General features: G+C 62.2%; 9 protein-coding genes. 5 read left to right on the forward strand and 4 right to left on the reverse strand.

Translation table 11 applies throughout. The features are described 5' to 3' along the window. The first annotated feature begins 111 nt into the window (after positions 1-111). The 5 genes from ACNFBR_RS22660 to codA all read left to right on the forward strand — a co-directional run bounded on the left by ACNFBR_RS22660 (position 112) and on the right by codA (position 5,431). Positions 112-759: a TenA family protein gene (locus ACNFBR_RS22660; RefSeq protein WP_416736875.1), complete on the forward strand. Its 648-nt coding sequence runs from the start codon at positions 112-114 to the stop codon at positions 757-759. Next, a complete protein-coding gene (tenA, locus tag ACNFBR_RS22665; RefSeq protein ID WP_416736876.1) occupies positions 756-1,421 on the forward strand; it encodes a thiaminase II in 666 nt (221 codons plus the stop codon). Before ACNFBR_RS22660 ends, tenA begins: the two co-directional genes overlap by 4 nt. A 284-nt stretch (positions 1,422-1,705) precedes the next feature. Beyond that, positions 1,706-2,971, forward strand: a complete 1,266-nt coding sequence (gene codB, locus ACNFBR_RS22670; protein ID WP_416736877.1) for a cytosine permease — start codon at positions 1,706-1,708, stop codon at positions 2,969-2,971. Next, positions 2,968-4,185 carry a PucR family transcriptional regulator gene (locus tag ACNFBR_RS22675; protein WP_416736878.1) on the forward strand — a complete coding sequence of 406 codons (1,218 nt, stop codon included), beginning with the start codon at positions 2,968-2,970 and terminating at the stop codon, positions 4,183-4,185. Before codB ends, ACNFBR_RS22675 begins: the two co-directional genes overlap by 4 nt. 4 nt (positions 4,186-4,189) lie before the next feature. Then, positions 4,190-5,431 (forward strand): cytosine deaminase, encoded by a 1,242-nt coding sequence (gene codA / locus ACNFBR_RS22680; protein ID WP_416736879.1) that lies wholly within the window; start codon positions 4,190-4,192, stop codon positions 5,429-5,431. Between the two features lie 158 nt (positions 5,432-5,589). Here codA and ACNFBR_RS22685 read toward each other — a convergent pair whose 3' ends face one another. From ACNFBR_RS22685 to ACNFBR_RS22700, 4 genes are all read right to left on the reverse strand, one after another. Further along, positions 5,590-7,848, reverse strand: coding sequence for a S8 family serine peptidase (locus ACNFBR_RS22685; protein WP_416736880.1), 2,259 nt, complete (start codon positions 7,846-7,848; stop codon positions 5,590-5,592). An 11-nt stretch (positions 7,849-7,859) separates the two neighbouring features. Further along, a complete protein-coding gene (locus ACNFBR_RS22690; protein WP_416736881.1) occupies positions 7,860-10,664 on the reverse strand; it encodes an amidohydrolase family protein in 2,805 nt (934 codons plus the stop codon). A gap of 1 nt (position 10,665) precedes the next feature. Then, a complete protein-coding gene (locus ACNFBR_RS22695; protein WP_416736882.1) occupies positions 10,666-11,883 on the reverse strand; it encodes a hypothetical protein in 1,218 nt (405 codons plus the stop codon). Positions 11,884-11,968: 85 nt separating this feature from the next. Continuing rightward, positions 11,969-13,999, reverse strand: a complete 2,031-nt coding sequence (locus ACNFBR_RS22700) for a patatin-like phospholipase family protein (protein ID WP_416736883.1) — start codon at positions 13,997-13,999, stop codon at positions 11,969-11,971. Between the last annotated feature and the right edge of the window lies 1 nt (position 14,000).

Here is a 14,000-nt window from a genome sequence, read left to right on the forward strand (position 1 = left end):
GAACGGGCATTACACCTTCCAGACTGACGGCAAGTTCATCGACCTGGATGCGCTCGTGGCGGGACTGGAGCTGGGCTGACGGAAATTTCTGGGATTCCGGCGTACAACCCCATGACCGAACGTTTCAGCCAGTCCCTGCGCCGCCAGAGCGAGCCAACCTGGTCGGCGGCCGTTGGCCACCGTTTCGTGACCCAATTGTGCGACGGCAGCCTGCCGGACCCGATCATGGTCAACTACCTGGTGCAGGACCACCGTTTCCTCGACAGCTTCCTGACCCTGCTGGGCGCGGCCATCGCCACCGCCGACACGTTCGAGGCACGCCTGCGCTTCGGCCGCTTTGCCGGGATGATCTCCAGCGACGAGAACACCTACTTCCTGCGTGCCTTCGAGGCGCTGGATGTAAGCCAGGCTCAACGCAGTGAACCAGCCGATACCGCGCCTACTGCAGGCTTCAAGGCGATCATGCGCGAAGCGGCAGCCACCCGTTCCTACGCAGCGGCGTTGGCAGTGCTCAACGTTGCCGAAGGCTTGTACCTGGACTGGGCGCTGAAGGCACCGAAACCAATGCCGGACAATTTCGTCCATGCCGAGTGGATCACCCTGCACGACAACCCGGCATTCCAGGACTTCGTCGCTTTCCTGCAATCCGAGCTGGACCGCGTCGGCCCGCACGAGCCGGCACTGGCAAGTGACTTCTACCAGCGCACGGTGGCGTTGGAGCTGGCCTTCTTCGATGCCGTCTACCCGGAGGGCAAGTGAACATGGATATCTTCGAGCGCCTCAAGACCGCCGCCGCGCCACAGTGGAACAGCTACGTGGACCATGACTTCGTGCGGCAGATGGGCGAGGGCACGCTGAGCGAGGAAGCGTTCCGGACCTACCTGGTGCAGGATTACCTGTTCCTGATCCAGTTCGCCCGCGCCTGGGCATTGGCCGCCTACAAAAGCCGCCGTCCAGCCGACATCCGTGCCGCGCAGGCCGGGCTGGCGGCCATCCTCGATGAAACCGAGCTGCATTTGCGCCTATGCGCGCGCTGGGGCTTGACCCAGGCAGACATCGAGGCTGCGCCAGAGCACCAGGCTACGGTGGCGTATACCCGTTACGTACTGGACTGCGGCGCCGCCGGTGACTTGCTGGAGCTGCACGTGGCACTGGCACCTTGCGTAATCGGCTATGCCGAAATAGGCCGGACCCTGGCCGAGCGTATCGGCGACTTGAGCAACCACCCATACCGCGAGTGGATTGGCGAGTATGCCGGGGAGGGCTACCAGGGAGTGGCGGCCGCCGCACGCAAGCATCTGGATGAATTGGCCGCACGCAGCATGACCGAGCAGCGGTTTGCCGAGCTGGTGGGCATATTCGGCCAGGCGTCCAGCCTGGAGGCCGACTTCTGGCAAATGGGGTTGGACAGTTCGATTTGAACTGCAGGGGGCGCAATGCGCCCCTCGTCTGCGGCCCGGTCGCCCACCCTGACGGGGCAAGCCTTGCTGGGTGATTGCTACCCAGCGCCGTTCCGCTTTGGTGCATGAATGCCTCAAGATAAGTCATGAGGCACACTTTCATCTCTGCAAAATACGTCTTTAATGTGCACATTGCACACTGATATCGGGGCTGCTTGCCCGATTTGATGCCGCGTCTCGGCCCTCGAAAAAACGGCCCGCATATTGCTCTTCCAGCTCCCAACTATCACCCGGAGCCCCGTGCAATGAGCTCACCCAGCGAATTCCCCCTCAGCGAAGCCCCACAGTCCGCCCGTAAGGGCCTGCTGCCAATAGCGATGGTCTTGTTCAGCTTCACTTTCTTTACCGGCACGATGTTTGCTGGCGGCAAACTGGGCATGGCGTTCGGGTTTGTCGACATGTTGTGGGTGGCCGCCCTCGGCAACAGCCTGCTGGCGTTGTATGCCGCAGCGTTGGCATTCATCGCCTCGCGCAGCGGGCTGAATACCGTGCTGATGGGGCGCTTCTGTTTCGGTGAGGCAGGCAGCCGGCTCTCGGATTTTCTGCTGGGTTTTGCCGAGCTGGGCTGGTACGCCTGGGGTACGGCCACGGTGGCCATCGTGCTGGTCAAGCTGCTGGGGCTGGCGGAGGGGTTCGGGATACCGTTGATGGTGCTGTTCGGCCTAGGCTTCAGCGTCACTGCCATTATTGGTTTCAAAGGGCTGGATGTGCTGTCTCGGGTCTCAGTGCCTTTGATGTTCGTGTTGCTGTTGGTGTCGATGTACATCGCCACCCGCGATGCAGGTGGCTTTGCCGGCCTTGCCGCCGTCATACCCCACGAAACCATGACCTTTTCGGCGGCGGTGACCATGGTCTTCGGCACCTTTGCCAGTGGCGCCACCCAGGCCACCAACTGGACCCGGCTGTCACGCAGCGGCCGGGTAGCGGTGATCGCCAGCGTGGTGGCGTTCCTGCTTGGCAATGGCCTGATGGTGGTGGCCGGCGCCTGGTGCGCGATGGTTTACCAGCAGGCTGATATCGTCGAGGTGATGATGCTGCAGGGCCTGTCGTTCGCCGCGGTGGTGATGCTGTGCCTGAACCTGTGGACCATTCAGGGGCCAACCATCTACAACGTGTCGGCCGCCGCCTGCCACCTGCTGCGCAGCGAGCGTCGGCGCACGGCGACGTTGGTGGCGGCCGGGGTTGGCATTGTCTTGGCGATTGGCGGTATGTACGAAATGCTGATCCCGTTCCTGGTGCTGTTGGGTTCGATCATTCCACCCGTGGGCGGGGTCATCATGGCTGACTTCTGGTATCGCCACCGAGGCCAATACCCAGCACTGGGCACGGTAAGCCTGCCACGCTACAACCTCACCGGGCTGTTTGCCTATGCCGTGGGCGCGGTACTGGCGTACGCCTCGCCGTGGGTCGCGCCGCTGGTGGGTATCGGTGCTTCGGCACTGTGCTACATCGTCATCCTCGAGCTGGGCGCACGACGCCGGGCGCCGGGCCAGGCAGGTGTCGAGCCGTGAGCCTGGCGCTGGATGAGATCCTGCATTTGCCCGGCCTGCACGAGATGAGCGTGCGGGCCGGCGCGCGTAACCTGCAACGGCGCGTGCGCTGGCCTTACGTGGCGGAAAACGAGGGCATCGCAGAATGGGTGATGGGCGGTGAGCTGGTCTTTGTCACCGGTATCAATCACCCGCGCGGCGAAGCCAACCTGCTGAGCCTGGTGGAGGATGGTGACGCCGTGGGCATTGCCGGCATGGTGATCCTCACCGGCGGCAGTTTCATCCAGAGCATACCGGCGTCCGTCATCGCGCGTGCCGAACAGCGGGGCCTGCCGCTGATCGAGCAGCCTTACGCGCTGAAAATGGTGGTGGTTACCCACTTGATCGGCACGGCACTGGTGCAAATGAGCCAGGTGCGCCGCTCGCGCAACGACATCCTTGGCCAGTTGCTCACGGGCGACTACCCGAGCCTGGCGATTGCCCGGCAGCGGGCCGCGCACCTGCAACTGGCGCTGGACCAGCCTCGGCGCCTGCTGGCTTTGCGCCTGACGGGCGTGGATAGCTTGTTCGAGCGCCACGGGCTGGCCCATGGCGAGCGTACCTGGCAGGCGACCCGCCAGGCCCTGGAAGATCAGCTCGAAGCCTGGTGCCGCCAACAGCCAGGCAGTGCGACGGCACAATTGCCGGGCGACCTGTTCGTGGTGCTGTTGGCCGACACGCACGACCTGGCCGAGAAACTGGCGGCGCTGTACCGCCAGTTGCAGGTCGTGACGGGCGAACTGAGCCTGTACATGGGCTTGTCGAGCCTTGCCGAAGATTGTGCGCACTACCGCCAGGCCCTCAACGAGGCGCGCCAGGCGCTGGATGTGGCGCAGCACCTGCGCCCAGCCAACGGTTTTTGCAACTTCAGCGAGTTGGGTGTGCTGCGCCTGCTGCAAGGCATTGTCGACCGCTCGCTGATCGACGATTTCGTCAGCCGCACCCTCGGCCCCTTGATCGCCCCGGGGCGCAAGCAGGCCAATGCCTTGGTGCACACCCTCGACGCCTTGCTCATGGAAAACGGCAACGGGCTCAAGGCCGCACAGCGCCTGGGGCTGCACCGCAACACCATTAATCAGCGCATCCAGCGCATCGAACAACTGAGCGGGCAGTCTCTCGACGACCCGCTTTTTCGCATGAACGCTTCTGTCGCCATGTTGGTGTGGCGCATGAGCGAAGCCCACGGCAAGGAGTAACACCATGAACATTATCAATGCACGGCTACGCGGCAAGCCTGGCCTATTCCGCCTCGAACTGAACGGCGAGCGCATCGCCGCCATCGTGCCCCAGGCCGAAGTGGTCATGCCCGCTGCTGTCGATGATCTGGACGCTGGTCAAAACCTCGTGGTGGCGCCCTTTGTCGAACCGCATATACACCTAGACGCCACGCTGACTGCCGGTGAGCCCAGGTGGAACATGAGCGGGACGCTGTTCGAAGGCATCGAGTGCTGGGCCGAACGCAAGGAAATCACCACCCATGACGACATCAAGACCCGGGCGAAAAAGACCATCGGCATGCTGGTGGACCATGGTATCCAGCACGTACGCACCCATGTCGATGTAACCGACCCAAAACTCACCGCGCTCAAGGCCATGGTCGAGGTGCGTGAGGAAGTGCGCGAGCTGGTCGACCTGCAAATCGTCGCCTTCCCGCAGGAAGGAATCGAGTCGTACGCCAACGGCCGGGCGCTGATGACCGAGGCCGTGGCCATCGGTGCCGATGTGGTCGGCGGTATCCCGCATTTCGAAAACACCCGCGACCAAGGTGTGTCGTCGGTGAAGTTCCTGATGGACCTGGCCGAGCGTACCGGCTGCCTGGTGGACGTGCACTGCGACGAAACCGACGATCCGCAGTCGCGCTTCCTCGAAGTGCTGGCCGAAGAAGCGCGGGTACGCGGCATGGGGGCTCGGGTCACGGCCAGCCATACCGTGGCCATGGGCTCTTACGACAATGCCTACTGCTACAAGCTGTTCCGCCTGCTCAAACTGTCGGGCATCAACTTCGTGTCGTGCCCGACCGAGAGCATTCACCTGCAGGGGCGCTTCGACAACTACCCGAAACGCCGTGGCGTCACCCGCGTGGCCGAAATCGATCGTGCCGGGATGAACGTCTGCTTTGGCCAGGATTCCATCGTCGACCCGTGGTACCCGCTGGGCAACGGCAACATCCTGCGCATTCTCGAAGCCGGCCTGCACATCTGCCACATGCTCGGCTACGAAGATCTGCAGCGTTGCCTGGACCTGATTACCGACAACAGCGCCCGTACCCTGAACCTGGGCGAGCGCTACGGCATCGAGGTGGGGCGGCCGGCGAACCTGTTGCTGCTGTCGGCGCCGGACGACTACGAGATGGTGCGCAGCCAGGGGCATGCGCTGGTCTCGGTGCGCAACGGCAAGGTACTGATGCGCCGTACGCCTGCGCGGGTTGAACGCACAGTCTGATCCCGGCCACTTTCCCACGCAACGCCCCGCAGGCCCCTGTGGGGCTGTTTGCGCTTGCCGACATACTCGGCATCGGCGAAGGTCATCTGCCTCATCACGCACCTTGGCGGTTGAGATCAGGCTTTTTGCCAAATCTGGAAGGCCTCTTCAGCGTTCCCCTAGGTGAATGCGGGATCGATATCTCCTGTGGCGACGATGGCGAAACCCTGCGGCCCGAACAGGGTGTTCTGGGCAGTCACCTGCACGACATAGACGCCCGCGGGCGCATCGAAGGCTACCTGTTCAACGTTGTTGGTGCGGTCGAATTTCTGCCAGCTCACTCGCGATAGTTGCTCGTTGCCCGGGCGCGGCATCCGCGCGGAGTCGACCACGACGAGGTCGAGATTGTGCTGCAGCCCGTGTGCGGGCGGATCGGTCCAGGCCAGGGTCACCGATAGGCGCGTATTCGAATGGCAGGTCACTCGACGCCGCCACACTGCGCGCTCGGGCTGGTCGGCCTTCAGCGCGCTGGCATCGCTGCTCGCAATGTCCGCGAACGCCATGTCAAACCCGTTTTTGGGATATACACGATCCAGGTCCAGCAGACCGAAGCCCTGGTGGAAATTCGGTCGACCCACGGTTGTGTCAATCCCCGACTCCCGCTCAAGCCAACGGCAACTGTTGATCAGGGCTGCTTTAAGCAGCGCGGCTGATGGAATAGGGGTATCGCGTTTCTCGACGAACCAGCGCCGCAACATGGCAGCGCTGCCGGCGACTGCGGGCGCAGCCATGCTGGTCCCGCTCATGTAGCAGTACTTGTCGCCGTGGCCCGGGAAGGGCGTGGTTGGCGACGATGCGACGCTACGAGCGGACACGACGGCGGTGCCCGGCGCGACGAGGTCAGGTTTCACACGGCTCTCGTCCGTGGGCCCGCGACTGGAGAAGGCCGCCAGCACGTCTGGTTCACCGCAGATTGGCTCGTCGGCAACTACAGGGAAGGTCGGCGCCGGGAAACGGCCGCTCCAACTGCGCCAGCTCGTGCCCTCGTAGGGACCGTTGGGGCGCGGCGAGCACGATGCCCCGACCGAGAGCGCGTTCTTGGCCGTCGCCGGCGATTGCAGCGAGTTGAAAGCAATACGGCCCAACCCACCATCGGGTCCAGCCTGCTGCCCAGCATTGCCCGCGGCAATCACAATGAGGAAGTCCGGGTGCTCATGGACGAACTGGTCCACCTCGTAGGCGTCGATCGTGTAGAGTCCGGCCGCCAGTGCCCCCCATGAATTGTTGTGAATGCGGACGCCTTTGTCGTAGGCCTCTTGAAACAGGTCATTAAGGTCGACCGGGATTCCGCTGAACCGACCGCTTGCGTCGGCGAGCACTTGCACAAACAGCTCTGCCGCCGGCACCACACCCAGGATCTCGTGGCCAGACGCGGTGCCGTCGCCCGCAATGATACCGCAGACATGGGTACCGTGGCCGGCCGGATCGCTCTCGACGGCGTTGGTTGCCAGGAGCATGACGTCCTTGATGCGCGTCCCGAAATCTGGGTGCGTACGGTCGACGCCGGTGTCCGCGACGCCAATGAGCTCACCCTTGCCCTGGGTCGGGCCTGGCGCAGCGGCGTCTGCCGCCGGCACGTGCAGGCCCGCGCGGACGAACTGAGCGTCGACGGTGGGATAGTAGAAACGTTCCACGACCGAGATTTGCGGTACTCTGCCCAGGGTCTCTTTGACCACTTCCTCGGTAGTCCCGTCCGCGAGCCAGAGGCGGGCGCGGTTGCGGCCAACCTCGACCCGTACCATCCGCGCGTCGCCTTTCAGGGCCGCTACCACTTGCGGCAGGTCGCGTTTATCGTGGCATTTGATGTCGAAGATAACCTCTTCCTGCGGCCGCTTCGGCCCCACCACTTCGATTTCCTCTACGACTCGCAGCCGCCGAAGCGTCTGCTCAGAGGAGAAAGGCACAATCCGGCGCACCTCAGGGCGCAGTTCGAGGTCCGCCCTTTGGTCCTCCTTGAGCTTTACCTTGTAGGCGAACTCGGGAACGTAACCGCCAAACGCAACGCCACCGGCTGTGATCTCGGCCCGGAGCCGGTCACTGAGCGGACCGTTGAACTGGACGACGAAGTACTCAGGGCTCTGCTGCGCGAGATCCCGGTATAGTAAGGGCTCCTCGGCCTCAAGTGCCTTGGATGGCGCGTTGGTAGTGCCGGGCTCTAGCCAGCCGATCGTCAATTCGCGGTCTGCGGTGGGCAGGACCTCGACGATCTGGCCCAGGCGCTCGAGTGCCTTGATGTCGCGTGCTTTGAGGCGACCGAGCCGGTACGCGCCCTGCCGCAGGAATTGCCCGTGCCGCAGAAGAGCAGCTTCGGTGGCCTTCACGCCCGAGCCGCTTGTCGCCATGACGCTGACCGGTATCAGATCCGGAACCTTAACCATTTCGTCTACCCTCACTCGCTGTAGTACTGCGATACTCCGTCTTCACCGGTCAAGAAGTCGGGCAGGTGCGTAAATGTCTCTAATCGGCCGAAGTATCCCGGGTCGTCCACAATGGTCAGCGCGTCGAGGATGATCGACGCGACTGGCGCCACCTCTGCCAACGCTTCGAACTCGTCTTCGGCCTGCAGGTCGAGCTCGATCTCGGCGGCTTCGTCGGCGAGAGGAAAGAATGCTGCCCGCGACCGCGCCCTTTGGATGTCCGACATCTCGTCCGCGAGGATCGACCGTGCGAAGTCGAGCGTGACGTTGTTCAGCGGCGAGGCCGGGTGGTTCAGGTTGAGCCGCTTGGCGCGTCCGCCCACCGTAGCTGCCTCGCCCGCGGCGGGCGCGATGCCGGCAGCCGTCATCAGGTCCGCATCGCCGTACCGCATGTGGCCGGCCACCACCACCAGGCGCACATTGGCCTCGGTCGCAGCCACCAGTGAGCTGTACGGATCGCCGCCTTTATCGTCCACGACCAGCAGGTCGGCGTAACGGCCTGCCGCCAGCACACCCAACTTCTCGCCCCAGCCAGCCGCCTGCGCAGCTTTCACAGTGACGCCCTCGGCGATAGCGCGATCGGTCAGATCGGCACCCTGAGCATCGGCCACACGCCGAGCAACTTTCATTTCCAGGAGGATGTTGCGGCTTCCAGACGGCGTCCAATCGCTCCCTAGCGACAGCGATACACCCGAGGCCAGTGCGGCCTTGAGGTCCAAGGTCTGGCCGTAGAGGAGCAGGTTGCTTAGCGGCGACCAGACGACCTTGGCGCCGACCTCGGCCAGCCGGTCGAAGTCTGGACGCTTGAGCGCCACGCAGTGGATCGCCAGCATCTTGTCAGAGAACAAATCGTGCTCTTCGAGCAGCTCGAACTGGCGGTGTGCATTTGCATCCACGCCCTCCGCAAGATGGAAGAAGAACGGTGCCCCTGAGGCAATTAACCCGCGAAACTCTTCGATGTCCTTGGGCTGTGCGGTCAGGTCACCGACGCGGTGGCGGGCGGCTTTCAGATTGGGATCACCTGTCACCTCGAAGTTGCGGACAATGCCGCGATAGAGCGACTCCCCACGGAAGCGACTTATCATACCTTGGCCAGAGGTCACACCGCCCATTAGCAACTTGGCCTCAACGTAGCGGACGATCAGCTTGATGAGATCCTTGCGCTCCTGCGCCAGGATGGTCATTGGAATCGAGATGAAGCGCCGGTAGTCGGTGAGGCCTTGCCACTGCGAGCGGTTGGCGAAGCGTCGGTTGGCGTTCCATATAGGCAGGATGTTGTAGGCAAGGTGGTTATGCGTATCGAGAAGACCGGGGACAATCACCCCTGCGGTCTCGATCTTCGCCGCCGCCTCGAAGCCTGGGGGCGGTGGGGCATCGCGATCCTGCACTCCGAAAATCAACCCAGCCTTCAGATACACCGCGCCGTTTGGGATCGGGTCGCCCGCCATCGGCACGACTTTCCCGAAGAGGATCAAGGGCGGTGCCGATGGCGCGGCGGCATCGAGCGCCTGGACCTCCAGGCCGGGCTGCGGCGGCGCCATGAAGTCCGCGAGCAGCCGCTCTTGGGTTGCGCGTTCGGTCAGCGGATCGGGTGGTACGGCTGCCGCGCCCAGCGGTCCTACAGCACCCACATCGAGGGGGCGCAGCTCAGGGTGGTAGTCACAGGGGCCGATCCTGTAGAGTTCGTTCGTGCAGAACACGCATCCGCCGCGCGGACGCTCCAGCCGTCCGGTCTGCGGTCGAAAGCGGATCCGGCCTGCGGCCACCTCCTGGCGAAGCTGTTCGATCGTCTTCGGCAAGGCCTCCTTGAACTGTGTGGGGTTGGCCGAGGCATGTGGCATGAACAGCACGCGGGCATCAAGAACCGTGCCGTCGGCCAGGTGGCCGTACTCCAGTCGGATCTCCCGCTGGGCCAGTTGATCCAGGTCTTCGTCGGGGCTCGGCGCGCCCTGGGGACGGAAATGCGTCTTGAGCGCGCTGATGAACGGCCTCGCGGTGGTGGCGCTGAATACCAGGATCACCGTCGGCAGACTTTGAAAGAGCTGCCGCAGGAAGTGGGTTCGTTCGTAGAAGCACTCGGCGACGATCCCCTGTTCGCGCTTCGCCCCCATCAACGGCAAGTCCGGCGCCTGTGGATTGGGTCGTGAGGTCCAGCGCGCGGATGGGCAGGCCACCATGTTGGCGTAGCTCAGGTCCTCGCCGACCACGAGCTTGCCGGCCGGCCAGCCTTCGGCTTCGGCTAAGCCGTCAAGCAGCGATTGGTAGGCCAGATACATTGTCACAGGATGGAGCTCGACCGGGATCTGAGTGCCTTCGGGCAATAGCAGCTCCGCCACGTCTGGCCCGTCCTGGCGTCCGGCCAGGGCCGCCATGTAAGCCGCTTGCGGCATGCGCAGCTTGGCTGTCGAGCGATAGCGGAAGTAGTGGGCGTACTGGAGATAGTCCTCGAAGTACGGATTGAGCGCGTTGTGATCCCACCAACTGGGCAGGTTGGGATTGATGCCGACGCACATGATAGGCGCCTTGCGACAGCCCGACAGCACCTCGGGCAAAAGGGGGCGTTTGCCGCGGTATACCGCTGGATGGATGACGCCTGGCGCGGGTGGCGGTCCCGACTTCGCATAGTCGAAGCTATGGTGTAGCCCCCATTCTGCGAAGTGGCCGCAAGGATGCGGTGCAGATCCAGCGTCGTAGGTTCGGCGCAGGCCCTGGCAGGGCATCACGTCCAGAACCAGTTCCACCTCTGTCGGAATCGCACGGACTTTGATTTCGTCCATTTCAGGCCACCATCGCCCAAACGCCAATGGCGCTGTTGACGCTCGTCCAGTACCCGTAGGCCTCGTAATACCAGACCGCCCAGTGCGCCTGCATGTTCAGGGCACGGCGCATTCGGGGGTCAATTTCGACCACCTGGCCGTCGGGCAGACCACCATTGATCTGTGGATCAGAGGCGTTACGTATCACCAACCAGTCGGGCGCGGGCTTTCCGGCATCGCGCAGTTCCTTCACCACCATGCCCAGGACGGCATCGCCCATCTCAACCCCACAGCCCTGAAGTTGAAGGTCGTTGGTCGAGGTTCCGAACTCGAAGAAATCGGTTGTCAGGATGGGGTGGAAAGCAGGGAAGTCCTGGCCGTCCAACCGCAGGTTGGGATCGTTCGGATGGCCCGGAACCAGCCCGCCCTGAGGCCAGGGGTACTTGGTACTTGGCGGGCCGAACGCCGGCTCCATAAGCTTGGTGGCGTGCACTTTCAGCAGAGTTGCCGCCTGGGCCAGTCGAGAGGTAGGCAAATTGTGGTTGGACGTGTATCCGGTGTGAGCGAACGCCTCGTTGGCGAACTCCTGTGAGAGCCTGAACTTTGCTCCCCGAGTGATCATCACGTCGCCAAGTTCATGGGCCGCCCAGTTTTGGCCACCGATCACAGTCTGCCCCGTCGGCGGAAACGTCGCGCCAGCCGTGCCGACGGTGATGACGAGCGACGGCTTCACTTCCTCGATCATTTGGCGGAAAAGATCCGCCACCGGTAGCGTTGCTTTACCGGGCGCGGTGCGTATGCCGTCTTGATTGAGGTGAAGCTCGGACTTGAAGAGCAGCAGTGACTTGCCCGCGATCTCGGTGAGGTAGTACGAACCTAGCCGCTTAGCAGCGTGGGCCGGCGCACCGCCGCGGATCTTATCTACATAGTCGCTCTCGAACTTGTGTGCATAGCGATACCAGCTGTTGCGGCCGATACCCGGTGTGAGTACATCGGCCAGGGCCTCGACCTCGGCTACCGTCCACGTCACCACCAGCACGTCGGCTTGGGGGAGTGGATCTAAGCGGTTAGGTTCCGGCGTGATCGCCTTGGGCTGGGGTGCTAGGCCTGCAGGCCAAGGCAATCCAAGGTCCAACAGGGCGGCCGCCGTCGTCGCGGGATCCAGGCGAGGGCCCAGATCCTCCGCCGTCATACCATAGTCGATTTTTTGGCGTTCAAAGTCGGGTTCGATATATGGCATGGGCGCTCCGGCCAAGTTAGGGGAAACGGCTGACCTACAAGCTCTTCAACAGGAACTGAGTGGCCAGGACTGGCATGAGTGCTCCTCAAACCTTTGGCACCAGCCTGACCTTCGCTAACGGTTTGGGTGCATAAGTATCAAGCGCACTACCTGATTGCGAACCCAAGTTGCCTAATTGCCCCCAACTCTTGAGAAAACTGTCTGCCAGGGTTGCAGCAGCTCCTGAGTAGCCGCCGAGGTGGGCGTTCCACTGGCCGGTGTTTAACGAAGGTGCCATTTGCAGGGTGACAGGCTGAAATGCGCCTAGGAAAATCTGCAACCGTGCCTGCTGATGCAGTGCCCAGCCCTTGCCCGCCTCACCGCCACTGGAGTGGAAACGATCGATTAAGCGCTCCGCAGCCATCTGGCCCGCGTCGCCCAGCGCTTGAATAGTTGCTGCAGGCATTTCCAGGTTGAGCCCACCTTCGTTCGATTTGAGACTAATCTGCACAATGCGGTCCCGATAACCTGGATAGGTGAACATAATCTCGTCCCGCCAATTTTGCATGGTATTGATTATGCTGCTGAAGAATCCCGTCAGTCCGCCGAGTGGGAAGCGGTCGTCGGGCGCCTCCCAGAAACGTTGCAGACCCGCATGGGGGGTCACTGCCAGATAGATTCGACCATCGCTATTCTGCGCATCAGCAGGTGTCTGGATAGGATGGTCGGGATGTTCGGATTTGAGATTGATTCCGAAAGTAGGGTGATCAGGCAGCAGTGCGTCGAACATGTGCAGCGGCATATTGCTGCCGATTCCTCCATCCGAAAACCACACTCGCTTGGCGACAATGGGCCGCTGAGTACGCTTGCGTTCGGCGTTGTCGGTCGTGCTCCAATCAATCGCGTACAGCGGTATCGCCGACAGCAGTACAGGAAAACTCAAGCTCATTCTCACCGCAACCACGATCGGCAAATCCGCAGATGCCGCCAGCCTGCGCAGCGCTTTGCCGCTGCTATTAGTGACTTGCACGGCGGCCTGATCGGTTGAACCCTGCTGAGCTTCGGATAACTGATTCAGGTAGTCCATGATCTGTTGCGGAAACAGCGCTTGCCACTCTTGTGGATCGTAATAGAACGGTGGAGTGCCGTCCCGGAACGGTATGCCGTAAACCATTTGCTGGCTGATCGCGGTGGTCATCACCTCCAGGTTTATTTCTCGCGGTGCGTGTTCATCGTTGTGCCCCCAAAGATCCCCGAATGTCAGGGGGCGCCCGGTAGGATTGAGTCCTGCGAGCTCGTTGATATAGAGGGTCAACCAGTTCGTAAGGCCTTCCTGACCTGCCGGCGTGTCCTCTGACGTGGACTTTCCGCTACACAGGCCATAGTTGTTTTTATGCAAAGCCACCAGCAGGCCACGAACAAAAAATCCAGCCATTAGCGCCACTAGCAGGGTTAGGAATAACAGGGCGATCGCCGCAACCCTAAGCACTGACCCGAGCAAATGCCACATCCCGCTTGCGTTGCTGAACGCAATAACTTGCAGTGCAATCAGCAACACAAGCGTCACCGCCCAGAGCCATGCAAACCTGGCTTGGCTGTGGACGGCACTGCGCAATGTCAAGGTTGAAAGACCCGCAATCATTAACATCATGATCAGAGCGGATATCGCAGTTTCCCAGTAATCGGCTGGAGCCGAGCCGTTGCTGAAGAAGGGCCACAGCAGCAGGCTTCCCAGGCATAGCCCGCCAATGAGCAGCCACTTATACATGCCTGCTATGCCCATCCACACTGAAAACAAGGCAGCAGGCGTTGAAGAACTGAGCGCCCCGACAAGTATTTCAAAGTGTCGTCGTGCGGCCAGTGTTGGCTGGAACAGACTCAGCAGCCTGGATCTTCCGTGGGGAGGCACTTTTTCGCTCAAATGCTGCGGTAATTGTTCGAGTGAGTCAAAGGCCAGCGGATTGGAATGGCGTCGGGCGTATTCTGCGGCGGCGCAGGCCCCGGCGGCGATAGCGCCTGCAGAAGTTCCGCCGATGTTTTTGAATCTGTATTTTTTTGATAGATGGGCAATCAGTTTGGGGTAGATGATTCCACTGGTAATTCCGCCTTTCATTACAAGATCGCAGTACTCAGCCATT

Source organism: Pseudomonas sp. NY11955 (assembly GCF_048068035.1).
Lineage (GTDB): Bacteria > Pseudomonadota > Gammaproteobacteria > Pseudomonadales > Pseudomonadaceae > Aquipseudomonas.